Genomic DNA, 23292 nt, shown 5'->3' on the forward strand with positions numbered 1-23292 from the left:
CTTCCCCTTCTTTCGTGCCCGTTCTGCCTTCGGAGGCCGTCATGTCCCAACCCGCGCCGGTGACCATGTCGGCGACCCTCGCCGCCGACGAGGCGCTGGAGCGCCGGCGCCGCGCCGGGGAGCGGGTCCTGTCGCTCGCGAGCGGCGAGATCGGCCTGCCCGTCCTGCCCGAACTGCGCGAGCGGCTCGCGGCGGCGGCGGGCCTGGGCGCCTACGGCCCCGTCGCCGGAAGCCCGGCGCTGCGCGCCGCGGCCGCCGGCTACTGGGGGCGGCGGAACCTCGACACCGACCCGGACATGGTGGTCTGCGGCCCGGGCAGCAAGCCCGTCCTCTTCGCCCTCATGCTGGCCGTCGGCGGCGACGTGGCCGTGCCGGTGCCGAGCTGGGTGAGCTACGCCGCCCAGGCCCGGCTCGCCGGGGCGCGGCCGCTCCACGTGCCCACACTGCCGGGCCAGGGCGGAGTGCCGGACCCCGCGGCGCTGCGCGAGGCGGTGACCGCCGCCCGGGCCGCCGGCCGCGACCCGCGGTGCGTCGTGGTCACCCTCCCCGACAACCCGACCGGGACCGTCGCCGAACCGGACACCCTGCGCCGGCTCGCCGAGGTCGCCCGGGACCTGGACCTGGTGATCGTCTCCGACGAGATCTACTGCGACCTCGTCTTCGAGGGCGCCGACCGGGCCCTCTCCCCGGCGGTGTTCGCGCCCGAACGGACCGTGGTGACGACCGGACTCACCAAGAACCTCGCGGTGGGCGGCTGGCGCATGGGTGTCGCCCGGCTGCCCGAGGGCCCGCTCGGACGCGCGCTGCGCGACCGCCTCGAAGCCGTCGCCAGCCAGACCTGGTCGACCACGGCGGCCCCCGTCCAGGCGGCCGCCGCCTACGCCTTCACGGAGCCGCCCGAGGTCCTCGCGTACGTGGCGGCGGCCCGGCGGCTGCACGAGACGGTGGTGCGCGCGGTCCACGGGCACTTCACCGCGGCCGGCGCGGAGCTGACGCCGGTACGCGCCACCAGCTACCTCTACCCGGACTTCGAACCGCTGCGCGACCACCTCGCCGCGGCGCACGGGGTGTCGGGCGGAGGGGAGCTCGCCGCGCTCCTCGCGGAGCGTCACGGCCTGGGCGTCCTGCCCGGCAGCGCGTTCGGCGAACCCGACCACGTGCTGCGCATCAGGGCCGCCACCAGCCGGCTCTACGGCGACACCGAAGAGCGGCGGAGCCAGGCCCTGCATTCCCCCGCACCGCTCGAACTCCCCTGGATCAAGGCCTCCCTGGACCGCATCGGGGAAGTCCTGCACGACCTCGCCCACGCACCCGCCCCGACCACCTGACCCGGACCCTGACCCGGACCATCCGCCCCGACCACCTGACCCCGACCACCTGAGAGAGGTCCACGAACCATGCTGATCATCAGCGAATACGAGTACCGGGACCGGCGGTACGTCAGCCTCGGCCTCCAGACCCCGGGCGAGCCGCAGACCCTCCACGCGGTCGCCGACGGCGCGCTCCTCGACGTCTTCCTCGCCGACGGCGGACCGGACGCGGTCGCCGCCCTCGTCGAGGCCGCCGAGACGGTCACCGTCACCGCCGGCGACCCCGAGGTGCACGCCCTGCCGCCGCTGCTGCCGACCACCGGCGCCTCGCTGGTCAGCGGCTTCCTGGGCACCCACAAGTCCAAGGCGGACGCCATCGTCGCGCACGGCGACCAGGCACCCATGCCCAAGTGGTACTTCAAGGGCCTCGGTTCATGGCTGCGCACGCCCGGCCAGCCCCTCGTCGTGCCCGCCGAGCCGATCATCCTGATCGAGGAGGCCGAGGTCGCCCTCGTCCACGTCAACGACGACGACGGCACCCCCCACTACGTGGGCTTCACCTTCGGCAACGACTTCTGCGACATCGGCCTGCACCGCATCGACCCCGGCTACACGCCGTCCGGCAAGCTCTGCGACACCGGCATCTCGCCCTACCTCTTCCTCGGCGAGCCGCCGCGCTCGGCCACCGGCCGCGTCACCATCGAGCGCGCCGGAAGGGTCGCCTGGGAGGGCAAGTTCGACTGCGGCGCCGACGCCCTGTACTTCCGGGTCGAGGACATGGTCGACCGGGCCTTCTCCTTCCCCGCGCTGCGCCGCCCCCGACTCGTCAACTACCTGCTGACGGGCGCCGATCTGAGCAGCTTCCACGACGGCTTCCAGGTCGCCGACGGAGACCGGCTCACCATCGACGTGGCCAGCCACGGCGTCGTCCTGTCAAACACCGTCCAGTACGGCGGCACGGCCTCGTCCCACTGACGCACCCGGTGTGGCGGCGCGGGCCGCGACGCGCTCGGCCTTCCTGCGGCGTACTTCCGCGAGGTAGGCGGAGACCGCGTCGCGGTTGCGTTCCAGACACCGGATGCGCTCGGTCATGCGGTCGCACTCCTCCTCGAGGGTGGCCAGCATCTCCGGGGTGGCCTCCTCGAAGTGGATGGCGCGGGGCTGACTGAGGCACGGCAGGATCTGCTTGATGATCCTGGTGGGCAGCCCCGCCGCCAGCAGGCCGCGGATCTGCATGACCCGGTCGACGAAGGCCTCGTCGTAGTCGCGGTAGCCGTTGGGCTCGCGCGCGGAGGCGATCAGGCCCTGCTCCTCGTAATAGCGCAGCAGACGCCGCGAGGCTCCCGTGCGCTGCGCCAGCTCACCGATCCGCATGCCAACTCCCCTCGTACGCACCTGATTTGACCCGCTTGACCCTCACATTAATGGAAAGGTTTCAGGATCCCGTCATGACGAACACCAACCAGTCCAACGGAGGAAGCACCGTGACCGAGCTGACCGAGCTGACCGGCAAGGTGGCCCTGGTGACCGGCGGCAGCCGCGGTATCGGCGCGGCCGTGGCCAGGCGGCTCGCCGCGGCCGGCGCCGCGGTGGCCGTGACCTACGTCCAGGCCGCGGACCAGGCCCGCGAGGTCGTCAAGGACATCGAGGCGGCCGGCGGCAAGGCCGTCGCCATCCAGGCCGACCTCACCGAGTCCGACGCCGCCGTGGCGGCCGTGGAGCAGACGGTCCGCCACCTGGGCCGGATCGACATCCTGGTGAACAACGCCGGCTTCCTCGCCTACGGCGCGTTCGACGAGGTGACCGCCGAGGACCTGGACCGCGCGCTCGCCGTGGACGTCCGCTCGATCTTCCTGGCCTCCCAGTCCGCCGCCCGGCACATGGGCGACGAGGGCCGCATCATCAGCATCGGCTCGTGCTTCAACGGCCGTGTCCCCGGCTCCCACTTCGTGGTCCAGGCGATGGCCAAGACCGCGCTCATCGGGTTCACCAAGGCCCTCGCCCGGGAGCTCGGGCCGCGCGGGATCACCGTCACCGCCGTGGACCCGGGCCCGATCGACACCGACATGAACCCGGCCGCCGGCGAGAGCGGCGACTTCCAGCGCGATCTGACCGCCCTGGGCCGGTTCGGCGAGGCCGAGGACATCGCGGCCGCGGTGGCCTTCCTCGCGGGCCCCGGCGGCCGTTACGTCACCGGCACCTCGCTCGCCGTCGACGGCGGCTACACCGCCTGACGTACCCCTGCGCGGAACCTGCGCCAAGCCGCGAGGCGCCCCGGCCGATCCACCGGCCGGGGCGCCTCGCGGCTGCTTCGGTCTCAGGCCCGGCTCCTTCCGGGGAAGCCGTGCGCGCGGGAGGCGAGGACGACGACAAGCACCGGGACCAGGAGGGCGAGCACGATCCAGGGGAACGGAGAGACCCCGACGGCCTGTAGCACGAGGCCGCCGGCGATGCCGCCGCCCGCCATGGCGACGTTCCAGAGCACCACCAGGATCGCCTGGGCGGCGTCGGCCGCCTCGCCGCCGGCCTGGCCCGCGGCCGTCTGCAGCAGGGTCGGCACACCGCCCCAGCCCAGACCCCACAGCGCCGCGGCGACGTAGACCAGGGCGTCGGTGCCGGAGAACGCGCCCAGGACCGCGACCGCGACGCCCACCAGCAGGGTGCTGGCGATCGTCAGGGTGCGCAGATGCGCGGCGATGAAGGTGCCGACGACCCAGATGCTCACCAGCGACGCGACGCCGAAGACCAGCAGGGCCGCGTCCGTCTGGTCGCCCATGCCGATGTCGTCGAGGAACGAGGCGATGTACGCGTACAGGAGCGTGTGGGCCAGGACGAAGACCAGCATGACGAACAGGACCGGGGCGACACCGGGCACGCGCAGGGTGCTGCGCACGGGGATCTTGCCGCCCGCCGCCTGCCCCGGCTGGTCGGGCACGATCGCGGCGATCCAGACGAGCAGCAGCACGGTCAGGCCGGTCATGGCGAGGAACGCCGCCTGCCAGTTCGCCACCTTGCCCAGGAAGGTGCCGGCCGGCACGCCCAGGGACAGGGCGACGGGGATCCCGGCCATGGCGATGGCGATGGCACGGCCCTCCTGGTGGGGGGCGACCATACGGCGGGCGTAGCCGGCGAGCAGGGCCCAGGCGAGACCGGCGGCCACACCGGCCAGGAAGCGGGCGACCAGGGTGAGCGGGTAGTTCACCGACAGGGCCGTGATGGTGTTGGCCACGGCGAAGGCGCCCATGGACACCATCAGCAGGCGCTTGCGGCGCCACCCCGCGGTGGCCGCGGACAGCGGGATGGTCGTGAGGACCGTGCCGAGCGCGTAGATGGTCACCGTCTGCCCGACGGCCGACTCGCTGGTGTGCAGGGTGTCGCTCATCGCGGGTAGCAGCCCGGCGGGCAGCGTCTCGGTGAGGCTGGTGATGAACACCGCGACGGCCAGCGCGAGCAGGGCCGCCATGGGCAGCTTCGCGGCCTCGGCCGGCGGGGCGTCATGGGTGGGGGATTCGAGGGGAGCGGTACTCGTCATGACGAGATCCTGAAACCTTTCCATTGATGTGAAGGTCAAGGGCGTGCGGGGCGGGTGCGAAAGAAGGGCGGGGCGCAGACGCCCCGCCACAGGCGGCCGGAGGCGGCTCCGGGCCTCTACAGGCGCAGCGCGTGGATGCCGCCGTCGACGGTGAGGACCGTGCCGGTGGTGCCGGACGAGGCGGGGGTGGCCAGGTAGGCGATGGCCTCGCCGACCTCCTCGGGCCGCGCAAGGCGCCCGAGAGGATGACGCTCGTTCAGCTCGGCGCGCGCCGCCGCCGGGTCCGGGGCCAGCGCGAGCACGCGCGCGATCCAGGGCGTGTCGACCGCGCCGGGGGCCACGGCGTTGACCCGTATGCCCTCCCGCACGTGGTCGGCGGCCATCGCCAGCGTCAGGGAGTGGACCGCGCCCTTGGACGCGGAGTAGAGGGTGCGCCGGGGGACTCCGGTCAGGGCGAAGACGGAGCAGGTGTTGACGATCGCGGCCGCGGGGGACACGCGCAGATGGGGGAGCGCGGCACGCGCCAGACGCACCATGCCGATGACGTTCACGTCGAGGACCCGCCGCCACTCGTCGTCGTCGTTGCCCGTGATGTCGCCCTGGGCCGCGATGCCCGCGTTGTTGACGACGATGTCCACCCGGCCGAAACGCCCGACGGCCTCCGCGACCGCGCCGCGTACGGAGGCGTCGTCGGTGACGTCACAGGCGATACCGACCGCGGGGGCCGCGACCTCGTCGGGCTTCAGGTCCAGGCCGGCGACGCGGACGCCCCGGGCGGTCAGCGCGGCCGCGGCGGCCGCCCCGATCCCGGACGCGGCGCCGCTCACCACGGCCACGAGGGAGTCGGTCGTCGCCGGCTTCATCGCACCGTCCGATCGATCCGCCGCAGCAGGGCGTGCTCACCGGCACCGGCGAGGCCCGCGGTGCGCCGCGCCCACCACGCCGCCGCCATGTTGGAGGTGATGAGGGTCCGGCCCGTGCCCTCCGCGGCGAGCTCGGTCGCGGCCGGCAGCGTCCCCATGCCCGTACCCGTGAACAGCACGGTCCCGTCCTCGGGGACGCCGGCCTCCCGTACGCGCTCCAGGAGCGTCTTCGTCGTCACCAGGTACGGGTTGAAGTCCTCGTCCTTCTCCTCGCCACGGCCCGGCGGGTTCGGCCCGGCCGGCGCGAGCACGATCCGCTCGACCGTCAGACCGGCCTTCTCCCAGTAGCCGCGGGACAGTTCGGTGAGCCACGACGCGTACGGCGAGACCAGCGTCAGGCCGCTCACCCCGAGCGCCTCGCACAGGTCGAGGATGGCCCGTGTCGTCGACAGCACGGGGAAACCGCAGCGCTCCGACAGCTCCGCGCAGAAGTCGCGGTCCCCGTCGGGATCCAGCAGATAGTGCGAGGCGTTGCAGGCCACGACGGCGGCGTCCAGGCGCATGGCCCCGAAGGTGGCGAGCACCTCGGGCAGCACCTCGTTGTACATCTCCATCGTCTCCCGGGTGAATCCAGGAGTCACCGGAAATCGAGTCGTGTACACATTCATCTCGGAGCCGAGCAGCTGGTGGTACTCGGGTTCCGCGACGGGGTTCTCGGGCGGAACGAGGAGCCCTAAGCGGGGCGACGCGAAGATGTCCATGCCCGCAAGCTAACGCCGAAATCGTAGGTAATTCCCCCGTCCTGACGTTCCGCCATGTCAATCTTGAAATGTCTTTCAGTCTTGACACTTCTTGACGAGCCGCCACATTTTCTTTGCGAACGGGCGTCGGGAAAAGCGAGGACGGCCATGCCCGAAGGCATGGCCGTCCATTCCCGTTCTGCCGAGTGTCAGAGACGCTCGGGCGTCCGGATGCCCAGCAGGGCCATGCCCTGGTGCAGGGTCCGGGCGGTCAGGTCGACCAGGAAGAGGCGGTTCTCCTTCAGCTCCCGGGTCTCGGCCTTCATGACCGGGCACTGGTCGTAGAACGTCGTCAGGTGCGAGGCCAGCTGGTAGAGGTACGCGGCCAGCTTGTGCGGCGCGTACTCCTCGGCGACCTCGTCGATCGCGGCACCGAACTGGTCCAGGTGCAGACCGAGCGCCCGCTCGGCCGGGGCCAGCTCCAGCTCCGGGTGCGCCGTCGGCTCGGCGTCCGTCACATTCCGCTTGATCGACTGGATACGGGCGTAGGCGTACTGGAGGTAGACGGAGGTGTCGCCGTTCAGCGAGACCATCTGGTCCAGGTCGAACTTGTAGTCCCGGACCGCCGAGGTCGACAGGTCGGCGTACTTCACCGCGCCGATGCCGACATACCGGCCGTTCTCCACGACCTCCTCGTCGGTGAGGCCGGCCTTCTCCTTCTTCTCCTCGACGACCGCCGTCGCCCGCTCGATCGCCTCGTCGAGCAGATCCACGAGCCGCACGGTCTCGCCCTCACGGGTCTTGAACGGCTTGCCGTCCTTGCCGAGGACCGTGCCGAAGGCCAGCTGGTGCGCCTTCACCTCGTCGTTCAGCCAGCCCGCCCGGCGGGCCGTCTCGAAGACCATCTTGAAGTGCAGCGACTGACGCGCGTCCACCACGTACAGCAGCGTCGACGCCTTCAGGTTCTGCACCCGGTCACGGATCGCCGACAGGTCGGTCGCCGCATAGCCGAAACCGCCGTCGGACTTCTGGACGATCAGCGGGACCGGGTTGCCCTCCGGGCCCTTGATGTCGTCGAAGAACACGCACAGCGCGCCCTCCGAGCGGACGGCCACGCCCGACTCCTCCAGGATCCGGCAGGTCTCCTGGAGCATGTCGTTGTACCCGGACTCGCCGACGATGTCGGGGTCCCGGATGTCCATGTCGAGCTTCTCGAAGACCGAGTAGAAGTAGATCTTCGACTCGTCGACGAACCGCTGCCACAGGGCGAGCGTCTGCTCGTCGCCCGCCTGCAGGTCGACGACCCGCGCCCGGGCCCGCGTCTTGAACTCCTCGTCGGAGTCGAAGAGCGCCCGCGAGGCCTTGTAAAGCCGGTTCAGGTTCGACATGGCCTCCTCGCCGGAGACCTCCGCGTCCGCGCCCCCGGCCTTGTGGTCCAGCTCGTGCGGGTGCTCGATCAGATACTGGATGAGCATGCCGAACTGGGTGCCCCAGTCGCCGATGTGGTGACGCCGGACCACCCGCTCGCCGGTGAACTCCAGGATCTCGACCATCGCCGCGCCGATCACGGCCGACCGCAGATGCCCGACGTGCATCTCCTTCGCCACGTTCGGCTGGGCGTAGTCGATCACCGTCGTGCCCGCGGCCTCGTTGAACGGCACGCCGAGACGCGCGTCGGCGGCACGGGCCGCCAGCGTGTTCACGATCGCCGCGTCGGAGACGGTGATGTTGAGGAAGCCGGGACCCGAGACCTCGATCTCCTGGAGCACGTCATTGGCCGGGATCGCCTCGACGACCTTGGTCGCCAGCTCGCGCGGGTTGCCCTTGAGCTGCTTGGCGAGCGCCAGGATGCCGTTGGCCTGGAAGTCGGCCCGGTCGCTTCGTCGCAGCAGCGGATCGGCGGACGCGGCCTCCGGCAGGGCTGCCGAGAGACCTTCCGCGAGGCGCTGCTGCACGGTCGAAGCGAGGGAAGGGACCGAGGCCATGAGCTTCCGTTCCTGTGGTGGGAGTCTTACGGGCTGTTTCGCCTGTCAAGTGTCCCACGGGCGGGCAACGAGTTTTCTCCCCCTGTGGACAACCTCGGCTGTGGACAACCCGAGCTCTGAACAACCTCGGGCTGTGAACAACCTCGGAGTGTGGACAACCTCGGAGTGTGTCCTTCCGTCTGGGACAATGACTCCTGTGGGACCGACCGGGCCCGCAGGCTTTCGAAGGAACCAAGGAAGAAGGACGAACCGACCGTGGCTCAGAGCAGCACCGAGACCGACTGGGTCTCCCGTTTCGCGGACGAGGTCATCGCCGAGTCGGAGCGACGTGCGCCTGGCAAACCGGTCGTCGTCGCCTCCGGCCTCTCCCCCTCCGGCCCGATCCACCTCGGCAACCTCCGCGAGGTCATGACCCCGCACCTGGTCGCCGACGAGATCCGCCGCCGCGGACACGAGGTCCGCCACCTCATCTCCTGGGACGACTACGACCGCTACCGCAAGGTGCCGAACGGCGTCGCGGGCGTCGACGAGTCCTGGGCCGAGCACATCGGCAAGCCGCTGACCTCCGTCCCCGCCCCGGCCGGCTCGCCCCACCCGAGCTGGGCCGAGCACTTCAAGGCCGCCATGGTCGAGGCGCTCGCCGAGCTCGGCGTCGAATACGACCCGATCAGCCAGACCGAGCAGTACACCTCCGGTGTCTACCGCGAGCAGATCCTGCACGCCATGCGCCACCGCGGCGACATCGACGCCATCCTCGACCAGTACCGGACGAAGAAGGCCCCGAAGAAGCAGTCCCAGAAGCCCGTCGACGAAGCCGAGCTGGAGGCCGCCGAAGGCTCCGGCGCCGCCGGCGAGGACGACGGCTCCGGCGGCGGCGCCGGCTACTTCCCGTACAAGCCCTACTGCGGACAGTGCGAGAAGGACCTCACCACCGTCACCGCCTACGACGACGACACCACCGAGCTCTCCTACACCTGCTCCTCCTGCGGCTTCGCCGAGACCGTCAAGCTCAGCGAGTTCAACCGAGGCAAGCTGGTCTGGAAGGTCGACTGGCCCATGCGCTGGGCCTACGAAGGCGTCATCTTCGAGCCCTCCGGCGTCGACCACTCCTCGCCCGGCTCGTCCTTCCAGGTCGGCGGCCAGATCGTCGGCATCTTCGACGGCGTCCAGCCCATCGGCCCCATGTACGCGTTCGTCGGCATCAGCGGCATGGCCAAGATGTCCTCCTCCCGCGGCGGCGTCCCCACCCCCGCCGACGCCCTGCAGATCATGGAACCGCAGCTGCTGCGCTGGCTCTACGCCCGCCGCCGCCCCAACCAGTCGTTCAAGATCGCCTTCGACCAGGAGATCCAGCGCCTCTACGACGAGTGGGACAAGCTGGAGGCCAAGGTCGCCGACGGCACGGTGCTCCCCGCCGACGCCGCCGCCCACGCCCGCGCCGCCCGCACCGCCGCCGGCGAGCTGCCCCGCACCCCGCGCCCCCTGCCGTACCGCACGCTGGCCTCCGTCATGGACATCACCGCAGGCCACGACGAGCAGACCCTGCGCATCCTCACCGAGCTCGACCCGGAGAACCCGGTCGCCTCGCTCGACGAGGTCCGCCCGCGCCTGGACCGCGCCGAGAACTGGATCACCACCCAGGTCCCGGCCGACCAGCGCACCATCGTCCGCGACGAGCCCGACACCGCACTCCTCGGCTCGCTCGACGACGAGGGCCGCGAGTCGCTCCGCCTCCTCCTGGAGGGCCTCGACACCCACTGGTCCCTCGACGGCCTGACCACCCTGGTCTACGGCGTCCCCAAGGTCATGGCCGGCCTCGACCCCGAGGCCAAGCCCACCCCGGAGCTCAAGCTCGCCCAGCGCTCCTTCTTCGCCCTCCTCTACAAGCTCCTCGTGAGCCGCGAGACCGGCCCCCGCCTCCCCACGCTGCTGCTCGCGGTGGGCTCGGACCGGGTGCGCAAGCTGCTCGGCGCGTAAGCACCACACGACGGAGGGCCGCCACCCGCGATGCGGGTGACGGCCCTCCGCCGTACGCCACGGCCTCTTCGTCCTCGCCACCTACGGCGTGTGCGTCTCCGCCCACTCCTGCTCGATCCGGTGCCGCAGCCGCGGGGTCAGCTCCCGCAGGATCGACGCACTGCGCGGATGCGTGACCCCGTACATGTCACTGAGCCTGATGTCGAGCTGCTCCGACGTCGGGAACTCCTGGTTCTCCTCCAGGAAGTCCCACATCGCCTTGTACGCCGCCTCCGCGAACTCGTCCCCCGACGGCTCCTCGTCCACGAACTCCGAGTACTCCTCGAACTCCTCCGGACCCGGCGGCGGAACATCCTCCGGCCCCTGCGGGATCGGCACCGGAGTCGGCTCCAGACCCTCCACGAACTGAGGGTTGTACTGCCCCTGATACGCCTCCGGCGAGACCTGCTGCGCCGCGAACCACTGGCTCTCCTGCGGGCTGGCCTCAGGAACCTGCTGCACCGGCACCACCGGCTGCTGCACCTGTCCCTGCACCTGGACCTGCCCCTGCACCGGCCCCGCCACCTGCACCCGCGACTGCTCCAGCTCCGGGGCGACCGCCACCGGCGCCGGCGGCAGCAACGCCGGCTCCACACCGGCCGCCGCCAGACCCGCCGCCGCCGTCTCCGCCAGCGGCACCCCGTACTTCGCCAGCCGCAGCGGCATCAGCGCCTCCACCGGCGCCTTCCGCCGCCACATCCGCCCGTACCGCGCCTGCAGCCGCGCCTGGTAGACCAGCCGCTCCTGCTCCAGCTTGATCACCTGCTCGTACGAACGCAGCTCCCACAGCTTCATCCGCCGCCACAGCCGGAACGTCGGAATCGGCGAAAGCAGCCACCGCGTCAGCCGCACACCCTCCATGTGCTTGTCGGCCGTGATGTCCGCGATCCGGCCCACCGCATGCCGCGCCGCCTCCACCGCGACCACGAACAGCACCGGGATCACCGCGTGCATGCCCACACCCAGCGGGTCCGGCCACGCCGCCGCGCCGTTGAACGCGATCGTCGCCGCCGTCAGCACCCACGCCGTCTGCCGCAGCAGCGGGAACGGGATCCGGATCCAGGTCAGCAACAGGTCGAGCGCGAGCAGCACACAGATGCCCGCGTCGATGCCGATCGGGAAGAAGTACGAGAAGTTCCCGAAGCCCTTGTCGACGGCGAGCTCGCGCACCGCGGCGTACGAGCCGGCGAACCCGATCCCGGCGATGATCACCGCACCCGCGACGACCAGGCCGATGAGTATGCGGTGCGTCCGTGTCAGCTGCATCGCGGCCACCCGCGATCCCTCCCGTCAATCGACATCTCGCGGGCACAGATTGGCACATGTGCGCGAAGCCCGACCCCCGGGGGAGGGACGGGCTCCGGAACGAATCCGTACAAGCGCTGACGAACCGGCTACTTATTGGCCGCCGCGACAGCGGCGATCGCCTCCTTGACGGCCTTCACCGCACCATCCGAGATCGTCTTGTCGGACGGAGTGTCAGCTCCGGCGTAACCCGCGCCGTTGTACGACAACAACACCACGACATTGCCCGTCCGCGCGACCACCGAGGCGTACTGGAAGTCCTCGTCGGTCTTGCGCAGCTGGTACGTCACCGTGTCCGCCTGCTCACCGACACCCGAGGTCTGCGTCGTCCTCAGCTTCTTCGCACCCGCCGTGGCCTGGACCTTGGCCAGCTCCTTGGCGTAGCTCTCCGCCGCGCGCTCCTGACCACTGCCGAGCGTCGCGTCCGACTCGTACCGGTAGAAGGAGACATCCAGCCAGCGGTACTGCGAGCCCTTGGTGCCCTTGTCCTCCAGACCGTTCCACGAGCAGCCGCCACGGCTCGCCACATCGCTGGAGGTGGCCTCCGTGCCGTTCTTGTTCTTCACCTTCGGCACGAGGCCCTCGACCGTCTTCGACGAGACCGCCTTGCAGATCTCCGGCAGCTTCGCGAACCTCGCGGGCTCCACCGCCTTCGTCGACTGCGTCGCCTTCGGCGCCGCCGACGCCGTGGACCCCGCCTTGTCCGGGCCACCGGAACCCTTGTCGCCGGAATCCGATCCGGAGGAGCAGCCGGCGGCGACGAGCATCACCGGGACGGCGGCGCAGGCGAGTATGCGGGAGAGGCGCGGGGCAGATCGCTGCATGGTTCCTTCAGTCGCTTGTCGTACGGTCCGGGGCGCCCTGAGCACCTCCGGCCGGCCGACGGCCGGCTGCCGACGGGCGGGATACGCCGACACGTTACGTGGTCCGGCGCCGCTCACGGAGCGGGTCCGGACGGCTACTCCTCCAGGCGCTCGGCAAGCAGCCGGGCCAGATTCCGGGCCTTTTCCTGCAGCTCCCTGCTGTCCGGCACCTCGGCAGAGCTGGTCGTCTGCTCCTCGTACGACACCGTCACGATGACGTTCGATGTGCGGAACACCACGCTGACGAGCCGCTTGGCACCGGACGCGCCGGGGGCGGCGAGAGTGTCGTCGACGAACGCGACCTCCCCGAGACCGTCGAGCGTGCGGGGCTCCAGACCGGTCGTGGGCGAGGCGGGAGGCGTAGCCGTCGCGTGCGGCGCCTGGGACGACGGAGGCGTCTTCGGCGCCTTCGGCCCCTGCGGCTGGTGACCGGCGAGCGCGGACGTGGCCCCGCCGGAGGGCGCCGCCGGACCGCCGCCCGAGGCGGTCGGCGCACCGCTCGGCGACGGCGGCGCGGACGGCGGCGCGGACGGCGGCGGGGCGATCCCCGCGGCCGCCTGCTTGCCCCCGAACACCTCCTGCGCACGGTCGGCATCGCTGATGGCCGGGTCGTACGACACCACCCGCTCGATGTCCAGGGTCAACCGATGCGTCGCGTCGGGCGCATCCGCCTTCCAGCTGCACCCCACCCGCCGGTCCGTGTCGAAGGTGGCGGACGCGGACCCGCGATAGGTCTGCTCACGGTCGGCGTCCGGCAACGCGGCAGCCCCCGGCAACAGGTCCTTCAAAGTCGCCTGCGGCACGGCGCCACACGGCTCGAACAGCGTCCGATACCGGCCCGGCGCCGCCGTGGTGGTGGCGGGACCCGCCTTGGAGTCCACCGCCTCCGTGCTCGCGGTCGTGCCGGACGAGCAGCCGGCCAGCCCGACCCCCAGGGCCAGGGCGACCGCGGAGACCACCACGGACCCGTACGCCTTGCGCTGCACGATCCCAGGCTCCCCTCTCCGGGAGACGTCCCCCGAAAACCGATTGCCGCGCCGCCCGGCGCGATGAACACAATGTGTATCGCAAGCACAGCCGTCGATGCCGGTCCGCAGTCACCTGTACGGGCTTTGATTCCGGTTTTTGCGTTATCAGACTTTTCGGGGGAATCGAGGAAGTATGTCGTACGTAGAGGTGCCGGGCGCGAAGGTGCCCATCCGCATGTGGACCGATCCGGGCTCCGTCGAGGACGGCGCGATGCGCCAGCTCCAGAACGTCGCGACGCTCCCCTGGATCAAGGGCCTGGCCGTGATGCCCGACGTGCACTACGGCAAGGGCGCGACGGTCGGCTCCGTGATCGCGATGCGCGACGCGGTGTGCCCGGCGGCGGTGGGCGTGGACATCGGCTGCGGCATGTCGGCCGTCAAGACCTCCCTCACCGCGAACGACCTCCCGGGTGACCTCTCGCGCCTCCGCTCCAAGATCGAGCAGGCGATCCCGGTGGGACGGGGGATGCACCGCACCGCTGTGGACCCGTCGCGGCTGTTCCAGTTCCCGACGGCGGGGTGGGGGGACTTCTGGTCGCGGTTCGACGGGGTGGCCGATCCGGTCAAATTCCGTCGCGAACGGGCCGAAATGCAGATCGGAACGCTCGGATCCGGAAACCATTTCGTCGAGTTCTGTCTCGACGAGTCGGGTGCCGTCTGGCTGATGCTGCACTCCGGCTCCCGCAACATCGGCAAGGAGCTCGCCGAGTACCACATCGGCGTGGCGCAGAAGCTTCCGCACAACCAGGGCCTCGTCGACCGTGACCTGGCGGTCTTCGTTGCGGACACCCCGCAGATGGCGGCCTACCGGCACGACCTCTTCTGGGCGCAGGAGTACGCCAAGTACAACCGCGCGATCATGATGGCGCTGTTCCAGGAGGTCGTCCGCCGGGAGTTCCGCAAGGCGAAGGTCACCTTCGAGCAGGTCATCTCCTGCCACCACAACTACGTGGCGGAGGAGCGGTACGAGGGGATGGACCTGTTGGTCACCCGCAAGGGCGCGATCCGGGCCGGCTCGGGCGAGTTCGGCATCATCCCGGGCTCCATGGGCACCGGCTCGTACATCGTGAAGGGACTCGGCAACGAGGCCTCCTTCAACTCGGCCTCGCACGGCGCGGGCCGCCGGATGAGCCGCAGTGCGGCGAAGCGGCGTTTCACGACCCGGGACCTGGAGGAGCAGACCCGGGGCGTGGAGTGCCGGAAGGACTCGGGCGTCGTGGACGAGATCCCCGGCGCGTACAAGCCGATCGAGCAGGTCATGGAGCAGCAGCACGACCTGGTCGAGGTCGTCGCGAAGCTGAAGCAGGTCATCTGTGTGAAGGGCTGAGGGGGCCGCCCGCTCCGGAGGCGGCCACCGTGGTCGGCCCTGTCCGGACCGGTCAGCTCGCGGGGTGGCCGAGGATGTTCGTGCGGTCCGCCTGGCTGGAGAACTTGTTCAGGAAGACGTCGTAGCGGCCGTCGGGGCGCTGGGTGGCGGTGGCGCCGTCCTGCCAGATGCCGTTTTCGGGCCACCACTGGGAGCCGGCGGGGTCGCCCTGGTTCTGGTGGATGTTGTGCATGCCGAGGTCGCCCGGGGGGTCGTCGTCGAAGGGTTCGCCGAAGACGAGGATGGGGCGGCCGGGGGCGAGGAGGGGTTCGAGGGCGGTGGCGGCGTCGAGGTTGGAGCCGGCCTGCCAGGGGTGGGAGCCGAGGAGGTCGAGGAGTTCCCGGAGCCAGGTGGGCGGGCGGCGTTGGAAGAGGACGCCGGAGTGGTCGACCAGGGGCGGGTGGCGGAGGTAGTCGAGGGCGCCGGAGTCCGGGTTGGGGTCGAGGTCGTGGTAGCCGGGGCTGAGGGCGGCGGCCTGGCCGAGGGTGTGGGCGTCCAGGGTGAGGGTCTTCCACTCGACGCCGACGTTTGACTGGTGGCTGTCGACGTCGATCGCGCACTGGTAGCGCCCGTCGGGGGCGTCCACCTCCACGTGGACGTGGAACCAGCGGCCCTGGTCGTCGGGCTGGTCGCGGTAGTGGCGGTACACGGTTCCCGAGAGCACGCCGTAGCGTTCGAAGGGCATGGCGTCAGTGAAGCAGCCGGAGCGCCGTGGGGCTCGGCGGCGCTCCGGGGGTGCGCTTCGGGGGTGCGCTTCGGGGTGGGTCAGAGCTCGCGGTGGACCTTGGTGTTGGAGGCCTGGGCGCGGGGGCGGACGACCAGGAGGTCGATGTTCACGTGCGGGGGGCGGGTGCAGGCCCAGGTGATGGTGTCGGCGACGTCGTCCGCGGTGAGCGGTTCCGCGACGCCGGCGTAGACCTTGGCGGCCTTCTCGGTGTCGCCGCGGAAGCGGGTGGTGGCGAACTCCTCGGTGCGGACCATGCCGGGGGCGACCTCGATGACGCGGACGGGGGTGCCGACGATTTCCAGGCGGAGGGTCTCGGCGAGGACGCGGGCGCCGTTCTTGGCGGCGACGTAGCCCGCGCCGCCCTCGTAGGTGGCGTGGCCGGCGGTGGAGGAGACGACGACGACGGTGCCGTCGCCGCTCGCGGTGAGGGCGGGGAGCAGGGCCTGGGTGAGGTTGAGGGTGCCGATGACGTTGACCTCGTACATGCGGCGCCAGTCGTCGGGGTCGCCGGTGGCGACGGGGTCGGCGCCGAGGGCGCCGCCGGCGTTGTTGACGAGGACGGCAAGGGTGCGGAAGGCGGTGGCGAACTCGTCGACGGCGGCGCGGTCGGTGACGTCGAGGGCGTAGGCGGTGGCCTGGTGGCCGGCCTCGTTGAGTTCGGCGGCGAGGGCTTCGATGCGGTCCTTGCGGCGGGCGGTGAGGACGACGCGGTAGCCGGCGGCGGCGAGCTGCCGGGCGGTGGCCGCGCCGATGCCGCTGCTCGCTCCGGTGACGACGGCGATGGGCTTGCCGGGGGCGGTCATGACGGGCTCCTCGCGCGGGTGGTCGGTGGGCCTGGGGTTGGCGTGGTCAGGATAGGCGGGGGCGGGTCAGCGGCCGCGCGGGGCCCACATGATCACGGCCATGCCGGCGAGGCAGATCAGCGCTCCGGTGACGTCCCAGCGGTCGGGCCGATAGCCGTCCGCGACCATGCCCCAGGCGAGTGAGCCGGCGACGAACACGCCTCCGTAGGCGGCGAGGATGCGGCCGAACTCGGCGTCGGGCTGGAGGGTGGCGACGAAGCCGTAGAGCCCGAGGGCGATGACGCCGGTGCCGATCCAGATCCAGCCGCGGTGTTCGCGGACGCCCTGCCAGACGAGCCAGGCGCCGCCGATCTCGAAGAGGGCGGCGACGGCGAACAGGGCGGCGGAGCGGGCGATCAGCATGGGGGCAGGGTGTCATGGGGCGGGGCGGGACACGCGGCCTGCCGGTACTGACGGGTAGTCAGAATATATGCGGATCAATCGGTATCTTCGGGGCATGAGTGCGATGCGCAAGGTGCTGCTCGGCGTGACCCTGACGGCTGCCCTGGTGGCCGGCACCGGAACCGCGGCCCAGGCGGCCGCGGCCGGTGCGAGGACGGAGGCCGGGTCCGAGGCGGACCTCTCCCACCACGGCCATGTCTCCCTGTGGGACGGGCGGCTGGGCGTCTGGCTGGTCAGTGAGAACCACGGCCCCTCGGACATCCGTCAGGCGACCGTCCGGCTCGCCTTCTCCGCGCCCATGGCGGGCGACCAGGAGCTGCCGCCGGCCTGTCTGTGGAGCAGTGACCGGGTGATCTCCTGCCGTACGGGGGAGCTGCGGGCGGCCGGCGCGGCCGACGAGCTCGCGCTCGGCCTGCGGACGGCGGGCCGCCCGGAGGAGCTGACCGTGGACATCCGCACGGTCTGGCGCGACGGTGCCGCCGACGGCAACCCGCGCAACGACCGCCACCACGTCCTGGTCCTGGCCACGGGCGACCCGTACGTCTTCTGACCCCTTGCCCTTGCCCTTGCCCTGCCCCGTCGTCCGCATTGCCGCCGCTCCTTACAGCGCGGCGGTGTAGCCGTCGGGGCGGACCAGGAGGGTGTCGCGGCGGGCCGGGTTCGCCCAGGTGGCGCGGACCAGGCCGTCGGCGGTGACGGGTGCCGTGCCGGGGAGGGCCGGGGCGGCTCCATCGGGGTCCTCGGCGCCCTGGGGGGTGACCAGGACGAACTGGCCGGCCCGGAGGAGTTCGTGGAGGCGGCCCTCGCGCAGCTTCAGGTCGGGGACCCGGCGGGTCCCGGAGCCGTAGTCGATGCCGATGCCGCTGATCTGGCCGATCGCGCGGTCGGCGACCGGGCGGACGTGGGCGATCACCTGGGTGGCGAGGTCGCGGAGGGCCCGCTGGAGCGGGGTGTGGGCCATCGCGAGGCGGACGATGGCGCCGCTGGTGCGCAGCACGCGGGTGCCGATCGGGTGCCGCTCGGTCTGGTAGCCGTCGAGGACGGCCTCGGGGTCGCGGGCGGTGCCGCGCAGCACGGCGGCCAGGCGCCAGGAGAGGTTGGCGGCGTCCTGGAGGCCGGTGTTCATGCCCTGGCCGCCGGCGGGGGAGTGGACGTGGGCGGCGTCGCCGGCGAGGAAGACCCGGCCGGCGCGGTAGGCGGGTGCCTGGCGCTCGTCGCTGTGGAAGCGGGAGATCCAGCGTGCGTCGCGCATGCCGTAGTCGCGGCCCAGGGCCCGGCGGGCGATGGTCCGGAGCTCGTCGAGCTCCACCGGCTCGTCGTCGTCGACCTGGCGGCGCCGGTCCCAGCCCATCACCCGGTACCAGCCGTCGCCGAACGGGGCGAGGAAGGCGAAGGCGTCCCCGGAGGGCGAGGCGGCCACGGTGAGCAGCTTGTCGGGCTCCTCGTCGAGGCGCACGTCCGCGAGGACGATCGAGCGGATCACCGAGGCGCCGGGGAACGGCAGCCCGAGCGCGGAGCGGACCGCGCTGCGCACGCCGTCGGTGCCCACGAGGTAGCGCGCCCGGACGGTGACCGGTCCTTCGGCGCCGTCGTCGCCGGTGTCCCCCTTGTCGGTCCCGTCGGCCCCGTCGTGGCCGGTGAGCTCGGCGGTGACGGTGTCGGCGTCCTGGCGCAGGGCGCGCAGCTCCGTCCCGTAGCGGAACTCGACGCCCGCGGAGACCGCGCGCCGTTCGAGGAGGTGCTCGACCTCGTACTGCGGGGTGATGAGCAGGAAGGGGAAGCGGGTGGTGCGGAGTCGGGCGAGGTCGAGGGAGAGCTGTCCGAAGAGACGCAGGGCGCTGATCGTCGTGCCGGTGGTGATCAGTTCGTCGGCGAGGCCGCGGGCGTCGAGCTGCTCCAGGGTGCGGGCGTGGACGGCGAAGGCGCGGGTGAGGTTGGAGCGGCCGGCGGGGCGCCGCTCGACGACCGTGACCTTCAGTCCGGCGGCGGCCAGGTCTCCGGCGAGGAGCAGTCCGGTCGGGCCGGCGCCGACGACGAGCACGTCGGTGTCGTGGGTAGGGGTGGGGGCGGGAGCGGGGGTGGCGTCGTGGTCCGTGTCCGTGCCGTGCGTGGTGCCCGTGGTGCTCATCGCTGCCTCCAGGGGGTGCCTGCGGTCGTCCGGTGTCCGTGTCCGTGCCGTGTCCGGTCTCCGTGACCGGCTGTGTGCCAACGTTGTTGCCAACGCTTGTGTGCCAACGTCTGTGGGTCAACGCTTGTAGGCAAATGTAGACCCACCGCTCTCGCGCTGTCAACGCCTGTTGGCCTACACTTGTTGGCATGACGACCGCACGACGCTCCGACGCCACCCGCGCCGCGATCCTCGACGCCGCCCGCGAGCGCTTCGCCGCCGACGGCTACGAGCGCGCGACCATCCGCGCCATCGCCCGGGACGCCGGGATCGACCCGTCGATGGTCATGCGCTACTACGGCAACAAGGAGGGGCTGTTCGCCGCCGCCTCCACCATCGAGCTGGAGCTCCCCGAGCTCGGCTCGCTGCCCGCGCGGCACGTCGGCGCCGCCCTGGTCACGCACTTCCTCGACCGCTGGGAGCGCGACGACGTGCTGACCGGGCTGCTGCGGGTCGGCGTGACCAACGACGCCGCGGCCGAGCGGATGCGGGCGATCTTCGCCGAACAGCTGGGCCCGGTCGCGCTCGGCGTCTGCCCCGACCCCGCCGACGCCCCGCGCCGCGCCGCGCTCGTCGCCGCACAGATCCTCGGCATGGCGCTCGCCCGCTATGTGCTGCGGGTGCCGCCGGCCGTGGAGATGCCCCGCGAGGACGTGGTCGCCTGGCTCGGCCCCACGATCCAGCGCTATCTGACGGCCGAGACCCCGTAGGACATCGAGCGGCCGCCGGTACGGATCAGTGCCGCGCCGCCGACGCGCCGCCGAACTCGCGGACCGCGTCCGTCACGATCGCCTCCAGGCGCGCGTGATGGGCGCCCCGCCAGTACACCCGCCCGCACTCGGTGCACTGCGCGAACACGTCGTACGTCTTCTCCGTGCCCTGCTCCAGGCGCTCGCGCACCGCGTCCTTGTCGGTGTCCGTCAGCGGCCCGTTGCACGCCGTGCAGCGGGTCCACGGCGCGAGCGGCGGCGCGAAGCGCTCCAGGACGTCCCGCAGCTGGTCGTCCGGCCGGTCGCTGTAGACATAGGCGCCCGCCCACAGCTCGCGGCGGCGCAGCAGCCCGCGGTCCCGGGACAGCATCACCCGCCGCTCCTTCGCGGACAGCGCGGCAAGCGCCGGGTCGCCGATGTCCTCGCTCTCGTACGCCGCGTCGACGCCGAGCAGCCGCAGCCGGCGGGCCAGCGTCCCCAGGTGCACGTCGAGCAGGAAGCGGAGCGGCGCGCCCGGCACCTGCTGGGGCCGCTCGACCCCCTCCACCTCGATCGTCTCGCCGGCCGCAGGCACATGCGACGGATCCACCGGACGCCCGTCCACGAGGAGCCGCCCCGCCTCGGTCAGCGGAACGCCCAGCGACTCCACGACGTGCCCCAGGGACGAGGCGCCGTCCGTGGTCACGGCGGTCCGTCCCGCGCGGCGCTCGGCCGCGACGAAGAGGCGCAGGTCGGGGGCGAAGGCGATGTGGATCTCCGGTCCGTTCACGCAGCCAGAATGTCACCGCCCGCACCCGCCCTGCCAGGCAATTCCATGCGTACGCACACCCGATCCGGCAACGCCCCGCCCCGCGGCACCGTCCGGGGTACGGTCCGGGCATGAAGATCATCGACCTGGAGCCCGGCGACCCGCGTCTGGAGAGCGAGCTGCTGCCCGTGCTCCGCGAGCTGCGCCCGCACCTCACCCCTGAGCTGTTCCGCGACATCCACACCGCCGGCCACGCCCAGGGCCTGCGCTTCAGCGCCGCCTACGCGGACGACGGCGCGTGCGTCGGAGCCGCCGGCTGGCGGATCGTCATCAACACCGGCTCGGTCCGGAAGCTGTACGTCGACGACCTCGTGACCAGCGAGAACGCGCGCTCCGGCGGCGTCGGGCACGCGATGCTCGCCCACCTGGAGGGCCACGCCCGCGCGGCCGGCTGCTACGAGCTCAACCTGGACTCCGGCACCCACCGCACCGCAGCCCACCGCTTCTACCTGCGCGAACGCCTCGACATCGTCGCCTTCAACTTCGCCCGGGAGCTCAAGCCCCTGCCGTAGGGCCCTGGATCGGGGTGAGGTCGAGCCGCCAGGCGTTGCACCGCATCGGGCGGCCCGGCGGGTACTCGTAGCCCCGCTCCCCGAGCAGGGTGAAGCCCGCCTTGCGACACACCGCGTTCGAGGGCGCGTTGTCGGTCGACGGGAAGGCGAACAGCGACCGGAACCGGCCCTCCGCCCGCGCCCGCGCGATCACCGCGCGCGTCGCGGCGGTGGCCACGCCCCGGCCCTGGAAGCCCGGCAGGACGGTCCAGCCCGTCTCGTACACGGGCTCGCCCTCCCAGGACGACTCCCAGAAGCCGATCGAACCGGCCGGCCGCCCCTCCGGGAGCACCTCGATCCGGAACATGCACCCGGGCCGGTCGGCGGCGGCGCTCAGTTCCACGTACCGCCGCTGGCGGGTGACGAGCTTCTCCTCGCTCTCCGGGCCGCCCAGATGCTCCATCAGCTCCGGCGCGTTCACCGCCCGGAGCAGCCCGCTGTCCTCGTCCGACCAGGGGACGAGCCGGACCCCTGCGCGCTCTCCGCGCTCTCCGCGCTCTCCGCTCTCCATGACCGCACCCTAGGTCAGGCCGCTGACAACGCCCGTGCGTACGCGGTCGGCGGCACCCCGACCGTGGCCGTGAAGTCCCGTACGAGATGGGCCTGGTCGCTGTAGCCGAGGTCGGCGGCGAGCCCGGCCCAGTCCGGGGTCTCGGCGGGGGCGCCGGACTCGGCGCGTTCCAGGGCCTCGTGGATGCGGTAGCGGAGGATGACCCACTTCGGGCCGACGCCCACGTGCGAGGCGAACAGGCGCTGGAGCGAGCGCGGCGAGAGCCCGGCGGCCCGGGCGAGGGCGGACACCCGGCGCATGCCCCGGTCGGTGCGGACGAGGTCCACCAGGGCCATCGCCTCCTCGGCCGCCGGGTCGGGGACCGGCCCGTGCGCCAGCAGGAACGCGTCGAGCGCCGCCACGCGCGCGTGGTCCTCGGCGGGGGACAGCACGCGGGCGGGCTCTTCCTCCTGCCCCGGGAACGCCTCCGCCAGCGGCACGATCCGGCCGGTCCAGTGCGACACCGGCCACCCCGGCGCGAACGGGCGGAAGCCGCCGGGCCGGAACTGCACGCCGCAGACCCGGCCGGTGCCGGTCAGCTCCTTCGTGAACAGCTCCAGGCCGATGCCCGAGACCACGGCCGAGTCCGCCGGGCCTCCCGGCCGGGCGTCGCGCTCGAAGACCACGTTCACGGAGGGGTGCGGGACGACGTGCGAGACGTACGGCTCCGTGAGGTCCCAGTCGATCAGCCAGTAGTGCTCCAGATACGGGCGGAGCTCGGGCGCCGGCACGTGCCGCCGGAAGCGGACCCTGGCCAGCAGCTCGGCCGCGTCGACGATCCCCCGGGTGTCACGCCGGGGCCCCTGCCCGTGTTCTGGCCCGGAGGCGGCGGTCGTCATGCTTCGCATGCTAGGCGCCGGGTTCCGGCCTGGCGCGTTTCTTCAAGAAGAGCCGGGCGCCGCCGCCTAGCGTCGGTCCCATGACGTACGAAGCCGCCACCCGTACCCCCGTCGCCGACCTGCTCGGGATCGCCGCGGCCCACGCCGTGCCCATGGTGCGCGGCACCGCGGACGAGGTGCTGGACGCGCCCACGCCCTGTGCCGAGTACGACGTGCGCGGGCTGCTCGACCACCTCTTCCGGGTGGTCGAGAACTTCACCCTGCTCGCCGCCAAACAGCCCTCCGACTTCGCCGGCCCCGACCCGCAGCGGCTCGCCGAGCCGGACTGGCGGGCGCGCTTCGGGACGGAGACCGGGAAGCTGGTCGCCGCGTGGGCCGCGCCCGGCGCGGAGGAGGGCACGACCGGGGCCATGGACCTGCCCGCGCGGACGGTCGGCACGATGGTGCTGCTCGATCTGACCGTGCACATCTGGGACCTGGCCCGGGCCACCGGCCGGCCCTTCGAGCCGGATACGAGGGTCGTCGCCGAGCTGGCGGGGGAGGTGGCGCGGATGGCGCCGACGGCCCGGAAGATGGGGGTCTTCGGCCCGGAGGTCCGGCTTCCGGAGGACGGCTCCTCGCCCACCGCCCCGACGCCCTTCGAGCGGCTGCTCGCGCTGACGGGGCGCGACCCGCGCGTCTCGTAGCG

General features: G+C 72.1%; 24 protein-coding genes. 9 read left to right on the top strand and 15 right to left on the bottom strand.

From position 1 onward, the window contains the following. Nucleotides 1–41: 41 nt before the first annotated feature. Nucleotides 42–1328 (top strand): pyridoxal phosphate-dependent aminotransferase, encoded by a 1287-nt coding sequence (locus tag AB0M18_RS31135; RefSeq protein ID WP_365763915.1) that lies wholly within the window; start codon nt 42–44, stop codon nt 1326–1328. A 69-nt stretch (nt 1329–1397) separates the two neighbouring features. Then, nucleotides 1398–2285, top strand: a complete 888-nt coding sequence (locus tag AB0M18_RS31140) for a fumarylacetoacetate (FAA) hydrolase (RefSeq protein ID WP_365763917.1) — start codon at nt 1398–1400, stop codon at nt 2283–2285. Here the strand turns inward: AB0M18_RS31140 and AB0M18_RS31145 are convergent. Further along, nucleotides 2244–2684: a MerR family transcriptional regulator gene (locus AB0M18_RS31145; protein ID WP_365763919.1), complete on the bottom strand. Its 441-nt coding sequence runs from the start codon at nt 2682–2684 to the stop codon at nt 2244–2246. The two genes, AB0M18_RS31140 and AB0M18_RS31145, sit on opposite strands and share 42 nt — an antisense overlap. 119 nt (nt 2685–2803) lie before the next feature. On the opposite strand from AB0M18_RS31145, the gene AB0M18_RS31150 reads away from it, so the two are divergent. Then, nucleotides 2804–3544, top strand: a complete 741-nt coding sequence (locus AB0M18_RS31150; protein WP_365764001.1) for an SDR family oxidoreductase — start codon at nt 2804–2806, stop codon at nt 3542–3544. A gap of 83 nt (nt 3545–3627) precedes the next feature. Here the strand turns inward: AB0M18_RS31150 and AB0M18_RS31155 are convergent, their stop codons facing one another. The 4 genes from AB0M18_RS31155 to argS form a co-directional block, all read right to left on the bottom strand. After that, the gene (locus AB0M18_RS31155) at nt 3628–4842 is read right to left on the bottom strand and encodes an MFS transporter (RefSeq protein WP_365763921.1); all 1215 of its coding nucleotides are present in this window, start codon (nt 4840–4842) and stop codon (nt 3628–3630) included. A 116-nt stretch (nt 4843–4958) separates the two neighbouring features. After that, on the bottom strand, nt 4959–5705 hold the full coding sequence (locus AB0M18_RS31160) for an SDR family oxidoreductase (protein WP_365763923.1): 747 nt from the start codon (nt 5703–5705) through the stop codon (nt 4959–4961). Next, the gene (locus AB0M18_RS31165) at nt 5702–6466 is read right to left on the bottom strand and encodes an arylmalonate decarboxylase (protein ID WP_365763925.1); all 765 of its coding nucleotides are present in this window, start codon (nt 6464–6466) and stop codon (nt 5702–5704) included. Before AB0M18_RS31165 ends, AB0M18_RS31160 begins: the two co-directional genes overlap by 4 nt. Before the next feature lie 188 nt (nt 6467–6654). Continuing rightward, nucleotides 6655–8430: an arginine--tRNA ligase gene (gene argS / locus AB0M18_RS31170; protein WP_365763927.1), complete on the bottom strand. Its 1776-nt coding sequence runs from the start codon at nt 8428–8430 to the stop codon at nt 6655–6657. Between the two features lie 255 nt (nt 8431–8685). On the opposite strand from argS, the gene lysS reads away from it, so the two are divergent. After that, nucleotides 8686–10407, top strand: coding sequence for a lysine--tRNA ligase (lysS, locus tag AB0M18_RS31175; protein ID WP_365763929.1), 1722 nt, complete (start codon nt 8686–8688; stop codon nt 10405–10407). An 81-nt stretch (nt 10408–10488) separates the two neighbouring features. On the opposite strand, the gene AB0M18_RS31180 is transcribed toward lysS, so the two are convergent. From AB0M18_RS31180 to AB0M18_RS31190, 3 genes are all read right to left on the bottom strand, one after another. After that, a complete protein-coding gene (locus AB0M18_RS31180; protein ID WP_365763931.1) occupies nt 10489–11712 on the bottom strand; it encodes a DUF2637 domain-containing protein in 1224 nt (407 codons plus the stop codon). A gap of 128 nt (nt 11713–11840) precedes the next feature. Beyond that, on the bottom strand, nt 11841–12575 hold the full coding sequence (locus tag AB0M18_RS31185) for a DUF3558 domain-containing protein (protein ID WP_365763933.1): 735 nt from the start codon (nt 12573–12575) through the stop codon (nt 11841–11843). 134 nt (nt 12576–12709) lie between these two features. After that, nucleotides 12710–13600 carry a DUF3558 domain-containing protein gene (locus AB0M18_RS31190; RefSeq protein ID WP_365763935.1) on the bottom strand — a complete coding sequence of 297 codons (891 nt, stop codon included), beginning with the start codon at nt 13598–13600 and terminating at the stop codon, nt 12710–12712. Nucleotides 13601–13775: 175 nt separating this feature from the next. Between AB0M18_RS31190 and AB0M18_RS31195 the strand changes: the two genes are divergently transcribed. Continuing rightward, nucleotides 13776–14969, top strand: a complete 1194-nt coding sequence (locus tag AB0M18_RS31195; protein ID WP_365763937.1) for an RtcB family protein — start codon at nt 13776–13778, stop codon at nt 14967–14969. 52 nt (nt 14970–15021) lie between these two features. Here the strand turns inward: AB0M18_RS31195 and AB0M18_RS31200 are convergent, their stop codons facing one another. The 3 genes from AB0M18_RS31200 to AB0M18_RS31210 form a co-directional block, all read right to left on the bottom strand. Continuing rightward, nucleotides 15022–15693: a DUF2278 family protein gene (locus AB0M18_RS31200; RefSeq protein WP_365763939.1), complete on the bottom strand. Its 672-nt coding sequence runs from the start codon at nt 15691–15693 to the stop codon at nt 15022–15024. Nucleotides 15694–15773: 80 nt separating this feature from the next. Beyond that, nucleotides 15774–16538: an SDR family NAD(P)-dependent oxidoreductase gene (locus AB0M18_RS31205; protein ID WP_365763941.1), complete on the bottom strand. Its 765-nt coding sequence runs from the start codon at nt 16536–16538 to the stop codon at nt 15774–15776. A 66-nt stretch (nt 16539–16604) separates the two neighbouring features. After that, the gene (locus tag AB0M18_RS31210) at nt 16605–16940 is read right to left on the bottom strand and encodes a YnfA family protein (protein WP_365763943.1); all 336 of its coding nucleotides are present in this window, start codon (nt 16938–16940) and stop codon (nt 16605–16607) included. Nucleotides 16941–17034: 94 nt separating this feature from the next. Between AB0M18_RS31210 and AB0M18_RS31215 the strand changes: the two genes are divergently transcribed. Continuing rightward, nucleotides 17035–17529 carry a hypothetical protein gene (locus AB0M18_RS31215; protein WP_365763945.1) on the top strand — a complete coding sequence of 165 codons (495 nt, stop codon included), beginning with the start codon at nt 17035–17037 and terminating at the stop codon, nt 17527–17529. A gap of 51 nt (nt 17530–17580) precedes the next feature. Here the strand turns inward: AB0M18_RS31215 and AB0M18_RS31220 are convergent, their stop codons facing one another. Further along, the gene (locus AB0M18_RS31220) at nt 17581–19107 is read right to left on the bottom strand and encodes an FAD-dependent oxidoreductase (RefSeq protein WP_365763947.1); all 1527 of its coding nucleotides are present in this window, start codon (nt 19105–19107) and stop codon (nt 17581–17583) included. Between the two features lie 188 nt (nt 19108–19295). On the opposite strand from AB0M18_RS31220, the gene AB0M18_RS31225 reads away from it, so the two are divergent. Next, nucleotides 19296–19856, top strand: coding sequence for a TetR family transcriptional regulator (locus tag AB0M18_RS31225; RefSeq protein ID WP_365763949.1), 561 nt, complete (start codon nt 19296–19298; stop codon nt 19854–19856). Nucleotides 19857–19881: 25 nt separating this feature from the next. On the opposite strand, the gene AB0M18_RS31230 is transcribed toward AB0M18_RS31225, so the two are convergent. Continuing rightward, nucleotides 19882–20625, bottom strand: coding sequence for a Mut7-C RNAse domain-containing protein (locus AB0M18_RS31230; RefSeq protein ID WP_365763951.1), 744 nt, complete (start codon nt 20623–20625; stop codon nt 19882–19884). Nucleotides 20626–20735: 110 nt separating this feature from the next. Here AB0M18_RS31230 and AB0M18_RS31235 point away from each other — a divergent pair, with 110 nt between their 5' ends. Continuing rightward, nucleotides 20736–21176 carry a GNAT family N-acetyltransferase gene (locus AB0M18_RS31235; protein WP_365763953.1) on the top strand — a complete coding sequence of 147 codons (441 nt, stop codon included), beginning with the start codon at nt 20736–20738 and terminating at the stop codon, nt 21174–21176. On the opposite strand, the gene AB0M18_RS31240 is transcribed toward AB0M18_RS31235, so the two are convergent. Continuing rightward, nucleotides 21160–21726, bottom strand: a complete 567-nt coding sequence (locus AB0M18_RS31240; protein ID WP_365763955.1) for a GNAT family N-acetyltransferase — start codon at nt 21724–21726, stop codon at nt 21160–21162. The two genes, AB0M18_RS31235 and AB0M18_RS31240, sit on opposite strands and share 17 nt — an antisense overlap. Nucleotides 21727–21740: 14 nt before the next feature. Continuing rightward, complete coding sequence (locus AB0M18_RS31245) at nt 21741–22604, bottom strand: helix-turn-helix domain-containing protein (RefSeq protein ID WP_365763957.1); 864 nt, start codon at nt 22602–22604, stop codon at nt 21741–21743. Nucleotides 22605–22684: 80 nt separating this feature from the next. Between AB0M18_RS31245 and AB0M18_RS31250 the strand changes: the two genes are divergently transcribed. Beyond that, complete coding sequence (locus AB0M18_RS31250) at nt 22685–23290, top strand: TIGR03086 family metal-binding protein (RefSeq protein ID WP_365763959.1); 606 nt, start codon at nt 22685–22687, stop codon at nt 23288–23290. Nucleotides 23291–23292: the final 2 nt, after the last annotated feature.

It is taken from the genome of Streptomyces sp. NPDC051909 (genome assembly GCF_040681095.1).
Taxonomy (GTDB): Bacteria; Actinomycetota; Actinomycetes; order Streptomycetales; family Streptomycetaceae; genus Streptomyces.